25 protein-coding genes are annotated in these 14,144 nt (G+C 62.0%); all 25 read left to right on the forward strand.

Annotated features, from left to right (window positions below; all coding sequences use genetic code 11):
* The first annotated feature begins 75 nt into the window (after positions 1-75).
* Positions 76-450 (forward strand): 30S ribosomal protein S12, encoded by a 375-nt coding sequence (gene rpsL / locus ACNR9O_RS03090; RefSeq protein ID WP_473682989.1) that lies wholly within the window; start codon positions 76-78, stop codon positions 448-450.
* A 20-nt stretch (positions 451-470) separates the two neighbouring features.
* The gene (gene rpsG / locus ACNR9O_RS03095) at positions 471-938 is read left to right on the forward strand and encodes a 30S ribosomal protein S7 (protein WP_473682987.1); all 468 of its coding nucleotides are present in this window, start codon (positions 471-473) and stop codon (positions 936-938) included.
* Positions 939-965: 27 nt separating this feature from the next.
* The gene (gene fusA, locus ACNR9O_RS03100) at positions 966-3,083 is read left to right on the forward strand and encodes an elongation factor G (protein ID WP_473682985.1); all 2,118 of its coding nucleotides are present in this window, start codon (positions 966-968) and stop codon (positions 3,081-3,083) included.
* Positions 3,084-3,129: 46 nt separating this feature from the next.
* Positions 3,130-4,320, forward strand: coding sequence for an elongation factor Tu (gene tuf / locus ACNR9O_RS03105; protein ID WP_473682983.1), 1,191 nt, complete (start codon positions 3,130-3,132; stop codon positions 4,318-4,320).
* Between the two features lie 437 nt (positions 4,321-4,757).
* Positions 4,758-5,069 (forward strand): 30S ribosomal protein S10, encoded by a 312-nt coding sequence (gene rpsJ / locus ACNR9O_RS03110; RefSeq protein WP_014402136.1) that lies wholly within the window; start codon positions 4,758-4,760, stop codon positions 5,067-5,069.
* 20 nt (positions 5,070-5,089) lie between these two features.
* On the forward strand, positions 5,090-5,731 hold the full coding sequence (gene rplC, locus ACNR9O_RS03115; RefSeq protein ID WP_243039444.1) for a 50S ribosomal protein L3: 642 nt from the start codon (positions 5,090-5,092) through the stop codon (positions 5,729-5,731).
* Positions 5,732-5,742: 11 nt separating this feature from the next.
* Entirely contained in the window at positions 5,743-6,345 is a 603-nt protein-coding gene (rplD, locus tag ACNR9O_RS03120) for a 50S ribosomal protein L4 (RefSeq protein WP_473682979.1), read from the forward strand.
* The gene (gene rplW / locus ACNR9O_RS03125; protein ID WP_473682977.1) at positions 6,342-6,635 is read left to right on the forward strand and encodes a 50S ribosomal protein L23; all 294 of its coding nucleotides are present in this window, start codon (positions 6,342-6,344) and stop codon (positions 6,633-6,635) included. The genes rplD and rplW overlap by 4 nt, the downstream gene beginning before the upstream one ends.
* Before the next feature lie 18 nt (positions 6,636-6,653).
* Positions 6,654-7,475 (forward strand): 50S ribosomal protein L2, encoded by an 822-nt coding sequence (rplB, locus tag ACNR9O_RS03130; RefSeq protein ID WP_473682975.1) that lies wholly within the window; start codon positions 6,654-6,656, stop codon positions 7,473-7,475.
* 12 nt (positions 7,476-7,487) lie between these two features.
* Positions 7,488-7,760, forward strand: coding sequence for a 30S ribosomal protein S19 (gene rpsS, locus ACNR9O_RS03135; protein ID WP_026635835.1), 273 nt, complete (start codon positions 7,488-7,490; stop codon positions 7,758-7,760).
* A complete protein-coding gene (gene rplV / locus ACNR9O_RS03140) occupies positions 7,760-8,095 on the forward strand; it encodes a 50S ribosomal protein L22 (protein WP_074547432.1) in 336 nt (111 codons plus the stop codon). Before rpsS ends, rplV begins: the two co-directional genes overlap by 1 nt.
* Before the next feature lie 15 nt (positions 8,096-8,110).
* Positions 8,111-8,866 (forward strand): 30S ribosomal protein S3, encoded by a 756-nt coding sequence (gene rpsC / locus ACNR9O_RS03145; protein WP_473682973.1) that lies wholly within the window; start codon positions 8,111-8,113, stop codon positions 8,864-8,866.
* Positions 8,867-8,878: 12 nt separating this feature from the next.
* The gene (gene rplP / locus ACNR9O_RS03150; protein ID WP_126673170.1) at positions 8,879-9,292 is read left to right on the forward strand and encodes a 50S ribosomal protein L16; all 414 of its coding nucleotides are present in this window, start codon (positions 8,879-8,881) and stop codon (positions 9,290-9,292) included.
* Positions 9,292-9,477: a 50S ribosomal protein L29 gene (rpmC, locus tag ACNR9O_RS03155; protein ID WP_311841504.1), complete on the forward strand. Its 186-nt coding sequence runs from the start codon at positions 9,292-9,294 to the stop codon at positions 9,475-9,477. The genes rplP and rpmC overlap by 1 nt, the downstream gene beginning before the upstream one ends.
* Before the next feature lie 11 nt (positions 9,478-9,488).
* Positions 9,489-9,749, forward strand: coding sequence for a 30S ribosomal protein S17 (rpsQ, locus tag ACNR9O_RS03160; RefSeq protein WP_473682968.1), 261 nt, complete (start codon positions 9,489-9,491; stop codon positions 9,747-9,749).
* Between the two features lie 14 nt (positions 9,750-9,763).
* The gene (gene rplN / locus ACNR9O_RS03165) at positions 9,764-10,132 is read left to right on the forward strand and encodes a 50S ribosomal protein L14 (RefSeq protein WP_007513359.1); all 369 of its coding nucleotides are present in this window, start codon (positions 9,764-9,766) and stop codon (positions 10,130-10,132) included.
* A gap of 14 nt (positions 10,133-10,146) precedes the next feature.
* Complete coding sequence (gene rplX / locus ACNR9O_RS03170; RefSeq protein WP_473682965.1) at positions 10,147-10,461, forward strand: 50S ribosomal protein L24; 315 nt, start codon at positions 10,147-10,149, stop codon at positions 10,459-10,461.
* A gap of 12 nt (positions 10,462-10,473) precedes the next feature.
* The gene (gene rplE, locus ACNR9O_RS03175) at positions 10,474-11,016 is read left to right on the forward strand and encodes a 50S ribosomal protein L5 (RefSeq protein ID WP_038620419.1); all 543 of its coding nucleotides are present in this window, start codon (positions 10,474-10,476) and stop codon (positions 11,014-11,016) included.
* Positions 11,017-11,034: 18 nt separating this feature from the next.
* The gene (rpsN, locus tag ACNR9O_RS03180; protein ID WP_473682962.1) at positions 11,035-11,340 is read left to right on the forward strand and encodes a 30S ribosomal protein S14; all 306 of its coding nucleotides are present in this window, start codon (positions 11,035-11,037) and stop codon (positions 11,338-11,340) included.
* A 231-nt stretch (positions 11,341-11,571) separates the two neighbouring features.
* Positions 11,572-11,967 (forward strand): 30S ribosomal protein S8, encoded by a 396-nt coding sequence (gene rpsH / locus ACNR9O_RS03185; protein ID WP_473682960.1) that lies wholly within the window; start codon positions 11,572-11,574, stop codon positions 11,965-11,967.
* Positions 11,968-11,977: 10 nt separating this feature from the next.
* The gene (gene rplF, locus ACNR9O_RS03190; protein ID WP_473682958.1) at positions 11,978-12,505 is read left to right on the forward strand and encodes a 50S ribosomal protein L6; all 528 of its coding nucleotides are present in this window, start codon (positions 11,978-11,980) and stop codon (positions 12,503-12,505) included.
* A gap of 44 nt (positions 12,506-12,549) precedes the next feature.
* Positions 12,550-12,903: a 50S ribosomal protein L18 gene (rplR, locus tag ACNR9O_RS03195; RefSeq protein ID WP_473682956.1), complete on the forward strand. Its 354-nt coding sequence runs from the start codon at positions 12,550-12,552 to the stop codon at positions 12,901-12,903.
* A gap of 113 nt (positions 12,904-13,016) precedes the next feature.
* On the forward strand, positions 13,017-13,526 hold the full coding sequence (gene rpsE / locus ACNR9O_RS03200; protein WP_473682954.1) for a 30S ribosomal protein S5: 510 nt from the start codon (positions 13,017-13,019) through the stop codon (positions 13,524-13,526).
* Positions 13,519-13,707 (forward strand): 50S ribosomal protein L30, encoded by a 189-nt coding sequence (gene rpmD, locus ACNR9O_RS03205; protein WP_026635849.1) that lies wholly within the window; start codon positions 13,519-13,521, stop codon positions 13,705-13,707. Before rpsE ends, rpmD begins: the two co-directional genes overlap by 8 nt.
* 5 nt (positions 13,708-13,712) lie before the next feature.
* The gene (gene rplO / locus ACNR9O_RS03210; protein WP_473682952.1) at positions 13,713-14,144 is read left to right on the forward strand and encodes a 50S ribosomal protein L15; all 432 of its coding nucleotides are present in this window, start codon (positions 13,713-13,715) and stop codon (positions 14,142-14,144) included.

Here is a 14,144-nt window from a genome sequence, read left to right on the forward strand (position 1 = left end):
CCCATGTTAAATTCCCGCTTCTTGGCAGACCGAGCAGGTTCGGTCTGCCTTTATGTTTCTCAGGAAAAGTTACGCATGTCGACTATCAACCAGTTGGTGCGCAAGTCCCGCAGCCCGAAGAGCTACAAGAGCGCCTCTCCGGCTCTGCAGAACAGCCCGCAGCGCCGCGGCGTGTGCACGCGCGTTTACACGACCACCCCGAAGAAGCCGAACTCGGCCCTGCGTAAGGTTGCCAAGGTGCGCCTGACCAACGGTTACGAGGTCATCAGCTACATCGGCGGCGAAGGTCATAATCTGCAGGAGCACTCGGTAGTGCTCATCCGCGGCGGCCGCGTCAAGGATCTGCCGGGTGTGCGTTACCACACGGTGCGCGGCAGTCTCGACTGCGCCGGCGTCGCCAAGCGCCGCCAGGCGCGCTCCAAGTACGGCGCCAAGCGCCCGAAGAGCTAAGAAGCTAGAGGACACGAGATATGTCGCGTAAAGGTTCCCATCCCGCCCGTCTGATCCTGCCGGATCCCAAGCACGGCAGCCAGCTGATCGCTCGTTTCATCAATATGGTGATGAAGAGCGGCAAGAAGTCTGTGGCCGAGAGCATCGTTTACGGTGCGCTGGACCACCTGGGCGAAAAGCACGCCGAGCCAGTGTCGCTGGTCGAGAAGGCGTTGAACAACATTGCTCCGGCGGTCGAGGTGAAGTCTCGCCGCGTGGGCGGTGCCACTTACCAGGTGCCTGTCGAAGTTCGTGCCGGTCGCCGCATGGCGCTCGCAATGCGCTGGGCTATCGAATCCGCCCGCAAGCGTGGCGAGACGTCGATGCCCCGCAAGCTTGCCGCCGAGCTGCTCGAGGCTTCCGAAAATCGCGGTGGCGCGATCAAGAAGCGCGAAGAGACGCACCGCATGGCGGAGGCTAACAAGGCCTTCTCGCACTACCGCTGGTAAGCAAAGTACAGATTCGAGGTTACTACCGTGGCACGCACCACCCCCATCGAGCGCTACCGCAACTTCGGCATCATGGCTCACATCGATGCCGGCAAGACCACCACCACGGAGCGCATCCTGTTCTACACCGGCGTCAGTCATAAGATTGGCGAGGTGCATGACGGTGCGGCAACCATGGACTGGATGGAGCAGGAGCAGGAGCGCGGCATCACCATTACGTCGGCGGCAACGACGGCGTTCTGGAAGGGCATGGATCGTTCCCTGCCTGAGCATCGCTTCAACATCATCGATACCCCCGGGCACGTGGACTTCACCATTGAGGTGGAGCGTTCGTTGCGCGTGCTCGATGGTGCGGTATTCGTGCTCTGCGCTGTGGGTGGCGTGCAGCCGCAGTCCGAGACTGTCTGGCGTCAGGCCAACAAGTACAAGGTGCCGCGCCTTGCGTTCGTCAACAAGATGGATCGCACAGGCGCGAACTTCTACAAGGTGGTCGAACAGCTGAAGGCTCGCCTGGGGGCCAATCCGGTGCCGATGCAGGTGCCGATCGGTGCCGAGGACAACTTCGAGGGCGTGGTCGACCTGCTGAAGATGAAGTCGATCATCTGGGACATGGATTCCCAGGGCATGAAATTCGAATATCAGGACATCCCGGCTAACCTGAAGGAAAAGGCCGAAGAGGCTCGCAACTTCATGGTCGAGGCAGCCGCTGAGGCGTCGGAGGACCTGATGAACAAGTACTTGGAAGGGGGCGACCTCTCCGAGGAAGAGATCGTTGGTGGCCTGCGTGCGCGGACGCTGAAGAGCGAGATCATCCCGGTTTATTGCGGTACCGCCTTCAAGAACAAGGGCGTGCAGGCGATGCTCGATGCTGTGATCAATTTGCTGCCGTCGCCTTCCGATCGTCCGCCGGTGGCGGGTATCGATGAGGACGAGAAGGAGGCTACGCGCGAGGCTAGCGACGCCGCACCGTTCTCCGCGCTCGCGTTCAAGATCATGACGGATCCATTCGTCGGCGCGCTGACCTTCTTCCGTGTGTACTCGGGCACGCTCAACGCGGGCGATCAGGTGTACAACCCGGTCAAGTCCAAGAAAGAGCGCATTGGCCGCATCTTGCAGATGCATGCGAACGAGCGTCAGGAGCTGAAGGAAGTCCGCGCTGGCGATATCGCAGCAGCGGTCGGCCTGAAGGATGTGACGACGGGCGACACGCTGTGCTCGCAGGATCATGTGATCACCCTGGAGCGCATGACGTTCCCGGAGCCGGTGATCTCGATGGCGGTTGAGCCGAAAACCAAGTCCGATCAGGAGAAGATGGGTATCGCTCTTGGCCGACTGGCAGCGGAAGATCCCTCGTTCCGCGTTCGTACGGACGAAGAATCGGGGCAGACGATCATCTCGGGCATGGGCGAACTTCACCTGGACATCCTGGTGGATCGCATGAAGCGCGAGTTCAACGTCGAGGCCAACGTCGGCAAGCCGCAGGTGGCTTACCGCGAGACCATTCGCAAGAGCGACGTCAAGTCGGATTACAAGCACGCCAAGCAGTCCGGCGGTAAGGGGCAGTACGGTCACGTCGTGATCGAATTGTCGCCGATGACGGACGAAGACAAGGCCAACAAGGACGTCAAGGACGATTTCCTCTTCGTCAATGAAATCAGTGGCGGCGTGATTCCGAAGGAATTCATTCCGTCGGTCGAGAAGGGTCTGCGCGAAACCATCACCAGCGGTCCGCTGGCTGGCTTCCCGGTCGTGAACGTGAAGGTCAAGCTGGTCTTCGGTTCGTACCACGACGTCGACTCGTCGGAAATGGCGTTCAAGCTCGCCGCTTCGATGGCCTTCAAAGAGGGCTTCCGCAAGGCGGATCCGGTCCTGCTTGAGCCGATCATGAAGGTCGAGATCGTGACGCCGGAGGATTACGTCGGCGACGTGATGGGCGATATCAGCCGTCGTCGCGGTCTGCTCCAGGGCCAGGACGACACGCCGTCGGGCAAGACCATTAACGCGATGGTGCCGCTTGGCGAGATGTTTGGCTACGCGACCACCATTCGTTCGCTGACCCAGGGTCGCGCGACGTTCACGATGGAGTTCGACCACTACGCTGAGGCGCCGAACAACATCGCCGAGCAGGTCATCAAGAAGGCCTGATAAGGCCTTCCTCCCTTACAACACAGTTCTTTCAGAGGTTTGAGACATGGCAAAGGGTAAGTTCGAACGCACCAAGCCGCACGTCAACGTCGGCACGATCGGTCACGTGGACCACGGCAAGACGACGCTGACGGCTGCGCTGACGAAGGTGGGTGCGGAGCGTTTTGGCGGCGAGTTCAAGGCGTATGACGCGATCGACGCGGCGCCGGAAGAGAAGGCTCGCGGTATCACGATTTCGACGGCGCACGTGGAATACGAATCGCCGACCCGCCATTACGCGCACGTGGACTGCCCGGGCCACGCCGACTACGTGAAGAACATGATCACGGGTGCGGCGCAGATGGACGGCGCGATCCTGGTGTGCTCGGCCGCAGACGGCCCGATGCCGCAGACGCGCGAGCACATTCTGCTGTCGCGCCAGGTGGGCGTGCCGTACATCGTGGTCTTCCTGAACAAGGCGGACATGGTGGACGACAAGGAGCTGCTCGAGCTGGTCGAGATGGAAGTGCGCGAGCTGCTGTCGAAGTACGAGTTCCCGGGCGACGACACCCCGATCATCATCGGTTCGGCCCGTGCGGCGCTGGAAGGCGACCAGTCGGAGATCGGCGTGCCGGCGATCATCAAGCTGGTGGATGCGCTGGACACGTACATTCCGGAGCCGGTGCGTGCGATCGACAAGTCGTTCCTGATGCCGGTGGAAGACGTGTTCTCGATCTCGGGTCGCGGCACGGTGGTGACCGGTCGTATCGAGCGCGGCATCATCAAGGTGGGCGACGAAGTGGAAGTGGTCGGTATCCGTCCGACCCAGAAGACCACCGTGACCGGCGTGGAAATGTTCCGCAAGCTGCTGGACCAGGGCCAGGCGGGCGACAATGCGGGCCTGCTGCTGCGCGGTCTGAAGCGTGACGACGTGGAGCGTGGCCAGGTGCTGGCCAAGCCGGGCACGATCACGCCGCACACCGAGTTCGAGGGCGAGATCTACGTGCTGTCGAAGGACGAAGGTGGTCGTCACACGCCGTTCTTCAAGGGCTACCGTCCGCAGTTCTACTTCCGTACGACGGACGTGACGGGTGCCATCGAGCTGCCGGAAGGCGTGGAGATGGTGATGCCGGGCGACAACATTAAGATCAAGGCGACCCTGATCCATCCGATTGCGATGGACGAAGGTCTGCGCTTCGCGATCCGCGAAGGTGGCCGCACCGTCGGCGCCGGCGTCGTCGCCAAGATCATCAAGTAAGTAGCGAGCCTTCGGGCAAGTGAAAACTGGATCTGAAGAAGGGCGGAGCGAAAGCTTCGCCCTTTTTTTGTCCGAGGCCTTCCTTTTTTTGAGGGAATGGGGTACAGTTGACAAGTTATCCCTTTGCGCTCAAGTCAAAAGCTCGGCGCACACAGCGAAATGAGGCGCAGGAAGTGCTTCGAGTTCGCACACAAGGATGTTGCGGGGTCGCATGACGGCAGAGTGACCACTCTGTTGCCATTTGCGTTTTCGCGTTCTATACTTTTTTGTCTGGGCAGGCCGATATCTCGGCCTGCCCGGTCTTTTAGGGGTCGAGGTGCCGAGTCAATTTCGGCGTTATCGGGCCTGGCGGTAGCAGTAACATCAAAGGGTTGTGCGGGATGGTGAGAAGCCATTCCGAATCACAGAATCGTTCTTTAGATAACAGGACACGGTTTATGGCGAACCAAAAGATTCGCATCCGGCTCAAGGCGTTCGATCATCGTCTGATCGACCGTTCGGCCAGCGAAATCGTCGAGACGGCCAAGCGCACCGGCGCTACGGTTCTCGGCCCGATTCCGCTCCCGACCAAGATCGAGCGCTACACCATTCTGGTGTCGCCGCACGTCGACAAAGATGCCCGCGACCAGTACGAGACCCGTACTCACAAGCGTGTGCTCGATATCGTTGACCCCAACGACAAGACCGTGGACGCGCTCATGAAGCTTGATCTCGCCGCTGGCGTCGATGTTCAGATCAAGCTCGGCTGAGCGATAGACAGGATACGAAGATGAGTATCGGACTGGTTGGCCGCAAGTGCGGCATGAGCCGACTCTTCACTGAAGACGGACGCTCGATTCCGGTGACGCTGATTGAAGCCACCCCGAATCGCGTCACGCAGCTGAAGACGGAAGATAACGATGGTTACAGCGCTGTGCAGGTCGCGGCGGGCGTCAAGCGCGCCAGCCTGCTGACCCAGCCGCTGAAGGGTCACTACGCCAAGGCGAAGGTCGAGCCGGGTCGTGGTCTGTGGGAGTTCCGCGTGTCCGCCGAAGACCTCGGCAAGTACAGCGTGGGCGCCGAGATCAAGGCTGACGACGTGTTCCAGGTGGGTCAGATCGTTGACGTCGCCGGCGTGTCGAAGGGCAAGGGCTTCCAGGGCACCATCAAGCGCCACAACTTCACCATGGGCGATGCTACCCACGGTAACTCGCTGTCGCATCGCGCGCCGGGTTCTATCGGTCAGCGCCAGACGCCGGGTCGCGTGTTCCCGGGCAAGAAGATGGCCGGCCATATGGGTGCGGTGAACCGTACGCAGCAGGGTTTGGAAGTGGTCAAGGTCGACGCCGAGCGTCATCTGATCGCGGTCAAGGGCGCGGTGCCGGGTGCTACCGGTGGCGACGTCGTGATCCGCCCGACGACCAAGGGTTGAGGAGAGACGCCATGGAACTGAATGTCATTGGCGCCAAGCCGCTCAACGTGTCGGACGAAGTGTTCGGCGGTGAGTTCAAGCAGGCCCTGATCCACCAGGTGGTCGTTGCCTACCAGGCAGGCGGCCGCGCCGGTACCAAGGCGCAGCTGTCGCGTGGCGAGCTGTCAGGTACCACCAAGAAGTTCAAGAAGCAGAAGGGCGGCGGCGCCCGTCACGGCGACTACCGCGCTCCCATCTTCGTGGGCGGTGGTGTCACGTTCGCGGCCAAGCCCCGCAGTTACGAGCAGAAGGTCAACCGCAAGGCTTATCGCGTTGCAATTCGCTCCATCCTGTCGGAACTCATTCGCCAGGATCGTCTGAAGGTGGTCGAGAGCTTCGGCATCGACACCCCGAAGACCAAGGCGATGGTCGCGAAGCTGGCCGAGCTGCAGGTGTCCGGTCGTGTGCTGCTGGTGTCGGAAGACGCCAACGAGGCGACCTTCCTGGCTGCGCGCAACATCCCGTACATCCACGTCGTTGACGTGCTGGCCCTGAATCCGGTCAGCCTGGTCGGTTCCGACCACATCGTCATGACCGTCGATGCGGTGAAGAAGATCGAGGAGTGGCTGGCATGAGCAACGAACGCATTCTCAATACGCTGCGCGCGCCGCACATTTCCGAGAAGGCCGCCCGTCTCGCCGAGGGTAACCAGTACGTTTTCGTGGTCGCTCCCGAGGCGACCAAGGCCGATGTCCGCGCTGCGGTGGAACAGATGTTCGACGTCAAGGTCGAGCAGGTGAACCTCGTCAACGCCAAGGGCAAGGTCAAGTCCTTCCGTTTCCGCGCTGGCAGCCGCCAGGGCAAGCGCAAGGCCTATGTGCGCCTGGCCGATGGGCAAACCATCGACGTGGCGGCCAAGGCCTGAGCCAGGAGTTGAATTGAGATGGCACTGATCACTCACAAGCCCACCTCCGCCGGACGCCGCGACGCAGTCAGCGTGCGCACGCCGGGCCTGCACAAGGGCGCGCCGTACGCGGCGTTGACCGAGTCGCAGACCAAGACCGGCGGCCGTAACCACTTCGGCCGTATCACCACGCGTCATCGCGGCGGTGGTCACAAGCAGCATTACCGCATCATCGACTTCAAGCGCGACAAGGAGGGCATTGCCGCCCGTGTCGAGCGCATCGAGTACGATCCGAACCGCACCGCGCACATTGCGCTGCTGTGCTACGCCGACGGCGAACGCCGTTACATCATCGCGCCGAAGGGCGTGCAGGTAGGCGACCGACTGGTGTCGGGTACGGACGCGCCGATCAAGGCCGGCAACAGCCTGCCGCTGCGCAACATCCCGGTCGGTTCGACTGTGCACTGCATCGAGATGAAGCCGGGCAAGGGCGCTCAGATCGCACGCAGCGCTGGCGCCTCGGTCCAGCTGGTCGCCCGTGAGTCCGGTTACGCGACGCTTCGTCTGCGCTCCGGTGAAATGCGCCGCGTGCCGGTGGACTGCCGCGCCACCATCGGTGAAGTCGGTAACAGCGAGCACAGCCTGAAGAAGCTCGGTAAGGCCGGCGCCAAGCGTTGGCAGGGTATTCGCCCGACCGTTCGCGGTGTGGCGATGAACCCGGTCGACCATCCGCACGGCGGTGGTGAAGGCCGTACCTCCGGTGGCCGTCACCCGGTTAGCCCGTGGGGCACGCCGACCAAGGGCTACAAGACCCGTAACAACAAGCGCACGCAGCAGTTCATCGTGCGTCGTCGCAAGTAATAGGAAACCGACATGCCGCGTTCTTTGAAGAAAGGTCCGTTTGTCGACCTTCACCTCGTCAAGAAGGTGGAAGCTGCGGTTTCCACTAACAACAAGCGTCCGATCAAGACCTGGTCGCGTCGCTCCATGATCCTGCCGGAAATGGTGGGATTGACCATCGCCATCCACAACGGTCGCCAGCACGTGCCGGTGCTCGTCAACGAGAACATGGTCGGGCACAAGCTCGGCGAGTTCGCGGTGACCCGCACCTTCAAGGGCCATGGCGGCGATAAGAAGGGCAAGTGATGAGCACTGAAGCCAAAGCGATCCTGCGCAGCGCCCGCATTTCGGCGCAGAAGGCACGCCTGGTGGCTGACCTGGTCCGCGGCATGCCCGTTGGCCGAGCCAGCGACGTGCTCCAGTTCACCAACAAGAAGGCTGCGCACATTGTCCGCAAGGTGTTGCTGTCGGCCGTCGCCAACGCCGAGAACAACCTCGGTGCCGATGTCGACGAGCTGAAAGTCTCGCGCATTTTCGTGGACGAAGGTCCGGCGATGAAGCGTATGTACGCCCGCGCCAAAGGTCGCGGCTCTCGCATCCTGAAGCGCACGAGCCACATCACTGTGGTCGTTGGCAACTGATTGGGGATATAGACGATGGGTCATAAAGTTCATCCCACCGGTATCCGCCTCGGCATTGCCAAGGACTGGAACTCGAAGTGGTACGCCAATAAGGGCGAATACGCTCAGTACCTCGCTGCCGACCTGAAGGTCCGCGAGATGCTGCGCAAGAAGCTGGCCCAGGCTGGCATCTCGAAGATCCAGATCGAGCGCCCGGCCAAGACCGCGCGCGTGACGATCCACACCGCCCGTCCGGGCGTGGTGATCGGCAAGAAGGGCGAGGATATCGAGAAGCTGCGCAAGGAAGTCAGTCAGCTGATGGGCGTTCCCGCGCACATCAATGTGAGCGAAGTGCGCAAGCCTGAGATCGACGCCCAGCTGGTCGCCGAGTCGATTGCGCAGCAGCTCGAGCGCCGCATCATGTTCCGTCGCGCCATGAAGCGCGCCGTCGGCAACGCGATGCGCCTCGGTGCCCTGGGTATCAAGATCAACGTGTCCGGCCGTCTGAACGGCGCCGAGATCGCTCGCTCCGAGTGGGCCCGCGAAGGTCGCGTTCCGCTGCACACCCTGCGTGCGGACATCGACTACGGCTTCGCCGAAGCGCACACCACCTACGGTGTCATCGGCATCAAGGTGTGGGTCTACAAGGGCGAGATCTTCGACCTGGCCCAGATCGGTCAGGAGTCGAAGGAAGAGCAGTCTTCGCAGCCGCGCCGTGAGGGTGGCGAAGGTCGTCGTGATCGTGAATCGCGTCGTGATGGCGAAGGCCGTCGCGAGCGGACGGCGAAGTAAGGGAGAGTTGCCATGTTGCAACCCAAGCGAACCAAATACCGCAAGCAGTTCAAGGGCCGTAATGACGGCCTGGCCTTCAGCTCCAATCTCGTGAGCTTCGGCGAGTACGGCCTCAAGGCCACGACCCACGGCGCGCTCACCGCGCGCCAGATCGAGGCGGCTCGTCGCTGCATTACGCGTTTCGTGAAGCGTGGCGGCAAACTGTGGATCCGCGTGTTCCCGGACAAGCCGATCACCAAGAAGCCGATCGAAGTCCGAATGGGCGCCGGTAAGGGTGGTGTGGAGTACTGGGTCGCCCCGATCCAGCCCGGCCGCATGCTCTATGAAATCGAGGGCGTCGACGAAGCCACGGCCCGCGAGGCGTTCCGCCTGGCCGCCGCCAAGCTGTCGGTGCAGACCCAGTTCGTATCCCGAGCGGTGATGTGATGGCCATGAAAGATCTGATTAACAAATCGGCCGACGAGCTGAAGCAGCACCTGCTGGACCTGCGCAAGGAGCAGTTCAACTTGCGCATGCAGAAGGGCACCGGCCAGCTCAACCAGCCGCACCAGCTGCGCCGTGTACGGCGCGACATCGCCCGCGCGAAGTTCGCGCTCGGCGGCAAGAAGTAAGGACGGCGGACATGAGCGATAACCAGAAGCAGACGCGCACCCTCGAGGGCCGCGTCATCAGCAACAAGATGAACAAGACGGTGACCGTCCTGATCGAGCGCCAGGTGCAGCACGGCCTGCTGGGCAAGATCATCCGCCGGTCGACCAAGCTGCATGCGCAGGACGACCTCGGTGCCAACGAGGGTGACCTGGTGCGCATCGCGGAGTGCCGTCCGTTGTCCAAGACCAAGCATCATCGCGTGGTCGAAATCGTTTCGCGCGCTGTCGTCTAAGGGAGGGTGCAGACATGATCCAGATGCAAAGCACGCTTTCCGCGGCCGACAACAGCGGCGCCAAGGAACTGATGTGCATCAAAGTGCTCGGCGGCTCCAAGCGCCGTTACGCCGCGATCGGTGACGTAATCAAGGTCACCGTGAAGGATGCCATTCCGCGCGGCAAGGTGAAGAAGGGCGAGGTCTACAATGCCGTGGTGGTGCGTACCGCCAAGGGTGTACGTCGTCCCGATGGCTCGCTGATCCGTTTCGACGGCAACGCAGCGGTGCTCCTCAACAACAAGCTCGAGCCGATCGGCACCCGTATCTTCGGGCCGGTCACCCGCGAGCTGCGCAGCGAGAAGTTCATGAAGATCGTCTCGCTCGCGCCCGAAGTGCTCTGAGCGGAGACAAGACCATGAACCGTATCCGCAAGGGTGATCAGGTCCTCGTGATCACCGGCAAGAACAAGGGTCAGCGCGGCGACGTGCTGCGCGTTGACGGCGACCGCGTGTTCGTCTCCAACGTGAACCTGATCAAGCGTCACACCAAGCCGAATCCCCAGGCCAACCAGGCTGGCGGCATCGTCGAGCGTGAGGCTTCGATCCACATCTCCAACGTCCAGCTGTTCAACTCCGCCACAGGCAAGGGTGAACGCGTTGGCGCCAAGACGCTCTCTGACGGGCGTAAGGTGCGCGTGTTCAAGTCCAGCGGCGAAGTTGTGGACGCGTAAGGAATCTACGTTATGACGACGCGTCTCGAAACGTTTTACAAAGACCAGGTCATCAAGAAGCTCACCGAGCGTTTTGGTTACCAGAACGTGATGCAGGTTCCCCGCATCACCAAGATCACGCTGAACATGGGCGTGGGCGAAGCTGCGGGCAACAAGAAGGTGCTCGAGAACGCCGTGGCCGACATGGCCAAGATCTCCGGCCAGAAGCCGATCCAGACCAAGGCGCGCGTGTCCGTTGCCTCGTTCAAGATCCGCGACGGCTGGCCGATCGGCTGCAAGGTGACCCTGCGTCGCGCCCAGATGTGGGAGTTCCTGGATCGCCTGATCAACATCTCGCTGCCCCGTACCCGCGACTTCCGCGGCGTGTCGGGCCGCGCCTTCGATGGCCGTGGCAATTACAACTTCGGCATCAAGGAACAGATCATCTTCCCGGAAATCGACTTCGACGCCGTCGACGCGATGCGTGGTATGGATATCTCCATCACGACCACCGCCAAGACCGACGAAGAAGCCAAGGCGCTGCTGGAAGCCTTCAGCTTCCCGTTCCGCAACTAAGAGAGTCGCGAGAAATTTATGGCCAAGACCTCCATGATTAACCGCGATCTCAAGCGGACCAAGCTCGTCAAGAAGTACGCCGCCAAGCGCGCCGAACTGAAGGCGGTCGTGCTGAGCCCGTCGGCCTCTTACGAGGACAAGATGGAAGCTCAGAGCAAGCTGCAGAAGCTGCCGCGTGACGCCAGCCCGGTTCGCCAGCGCACCCGTTGCGCGCTGACCGGTCGTCCCCGCGCCGTGTACAGCAAGTTCGGCCTCGGCCGCAACAAGCTGCGCGAAGCCACCATGCGTGGCGACGTGCCGGGCCTGCGCAAGGCCAGCTGGTAACCAAGGGTAGCAAGGAGTCTGCCAGGCGTTGGCCTGGCGGGCTCATCCCGTCCCAGGGGGAGGCAGGGCAGCCTGCCGCCCCGATGCGAAACGCGTGCCGTTATTCGCAAAATCGGAAAAAAGCTGCTATAGTCGTTTTTCTGCGCAACGCAGACCGGCGACTATGCCGGCTTACAACTCAAAATTGATTTCCGGTTTTTCGGATATCGGTGCACTCTGAAGGATGTTTTCATGAGCATGACTGATCCCATCGCCGATCTGTTTACGCGCGTCCGCAATGCCCAGCTCACGGGCAAGCAGGCCGTAAGCATGCCGTCGTCGAAGCTGAAGGTTGCCATTGCCAATCTTCTCAAGAACGAGGGCTATATCCTCGACGCCAAGACCTCCACCCAGGAGGGCAAGCCGGTGCTCGAGATCAAGCTCAAGTATTTCGAAGGCCGCCCGGCCATCGAGAGCATTTCCCGCGTCAGCCGTTCCGGTCTCCGCGTCTACCGCGGCAAGGACGAGCTGCCCAAGGTCATGGGTGGCCTTGGTATCTCGATCATCTCGACGTCCGCTGGCCTGCTGACCGACGCGCAAGCGCGCGCCAAGGGTCTGGGCGGCGAAGTCATCGGCCAGGTGGCATAAGGAGCCGACGATGTCCCGTGTAGCCAAGAAGATCATCAATCTGCCCAAGGGCGTCGAGCTGAAGGCTGGCGCTGAAGGCATCTCCGTCAAGGGGCCGAAGGGCACCCTGTCCACGCACAACCTGCCGGGCGTGTCCGTGGCCATCGACAATGGCAACGTGAGCATCCAGCTCGCCGAAGGTGCCGATCACAAGTTCGGCGGCACCGCACGTGCGCTGCTGGCCAACATGGTCAAGGGCGTGTCCGAGGGTTATGAGCGCAAGCTTGAGCTGGTTGGCGTGGGTTATCGCGCCGCCATGCAGGGCAAGGCGCTGAATCTGAGCCTAGGCTTCTCCCATCCGGTCGTGTTCAACGCGCCCGAAGGCATCACGCTGGAAACCCCGTCGCAGACCGAGATCCTGATCAAGGGTTCGGACAAGCAGCTGGTCGGCGAAGTGGCGGCCAAGATCCGCGGCTATCGTCCGCCGGAACCCTATAAGGGCAAGGGCGTGCGCTATGCCGGCGAGAAGATCACCCTGAAGGAAGCCAAGAAGGCGTAAAGCGCTGACAAGCGTTTGCCTATCCGCTTCCTGGAGAGAACACGATGAACAAGAACGAATCCCGCCTGCGCCGCGCCAAGGCCACCCGCGCTCACATCCGCAAGCTTGGCGTGGCACGCCTGTCGGTGCATCGCACCGGCCAGCATCTTTACGCCCAGGTTTTCGACGCTTCGGGCGAAAAGGTGGTTGCCGCCGCCTCGACCGTGCAGAAGTCGGTTGCCGAGGGCCTGAAGGGCACCAAGAATCTCGAGGCCGCTGCCGCGGTCGGCAAGGCCGTCGCGGAGCGCGCAAAGGCCGCTGGTATCGAGTCCGTGGCTTTCGACCGCTCGGGTTTCCGCTACCACGGCCGCATCAAGGCGCTGGCCGAAGCTGCCCGCGAAGCTGGCCTGAAGTTCTAAGTCTGTAGGGACCGTTGCCGACCTGGCGACGGTCCCGCTCGCTGCAACTACAACTCCAAGCGGCTTCGCCGCAAGCAAAAGTCCCGGACAATCCGGGCATGACGGAAAAGAATATGTCTTCTACCGATCGCGAAAATTCGGACGGCCTGCTCGAGAAGCTGATTGCCGTCAACCGCGTGGCCAAGACCGTGAAGGGTGGCCGCCAGATGAGCTTCACCGCACTGACCGTGGTCGGTGACGGTGAAGGTCGCGTGGGCTTTGGCTATGGCAAGGCCCGTGAGGTGCCGGTGGCCATTTCCAAGGCCATGGATCGCGCCCGCCGCAACATGGTCTCCATCGATCTGAACAACGGCACGCTCTGGTACGCCGTGAAGGCCAACCATGGCGCGGCTCGCGTGTTCATGCAGCCGGCCTCCGAAGGTACCGGCGTGATCGCCGGCGGTGCGATGCGCGCCGTGCTGGAAGTGGTCGGTGTGAAGAACGTGCTGGCCAAGGCCGTCGGTTCGCGCAACCCGATCAACCTGGTGCGCGCCACCATCAAGGGCCTGCAGGCCGTGGCCTCGCCGAAGCAGATCGCTGCCAAGCGTGGCAAGACCGTGGAAGAGGTGCTGGGCAATGGCTAACAACGAAAAGACCGTCCGCGTCCGCCTGGTGAAGGGCCTGCGCGGTGTGCAGAGCCGTCATCGCCTGAGCGTCAAGGCGCTCGGCCTGAACAAGCTCAACGACGTCCGTGAATTGAAGGACAGCCCGCAAGTGCGTGGCCTGATCAACACGGTCTATTACCTGGTCCGGGTCGAGGAGTAAGCAACATGCGTCTGAATGACATCAAGCCGGCCGCTGGTGCCCGCAAGACCCGCCTGCGCGTGGGTCGCGGTATCGGTTCGGGCCTGGGCAAGACCGCCGGCCGCGGTCACAAGGGTCAGCATGCTCGCGCTGGCGGCACGCACAAATTCGGTTTCGAAGGCGGCCAGATGCCGTTGCAGCGTCGTCTGCCCAAGGTGGGCTTCCGCTCGAAGCTCAAGGCTGAGAGCCAGGAAGTTTTCCTGTATCAGCTGGCGAACCTCAAGTCGGACGTGATCGACGTGGTCGTGCTGCATCAGGCTGGCCTTATCGACAGCCGCGCCAAGAAGGTCAAGGTCGTGGCCAAGGGCGAGATCGGTCGCGCGGTGAAGCTGTCAGGCGTGCTGGCCACGGCCGGCGCTAAGGCAGCCATCGAGGCTGCCGGCGGCAGCGTGGAGTAA

This window comes from Dyella sp. CR10 (assembly GCF_055814425.1).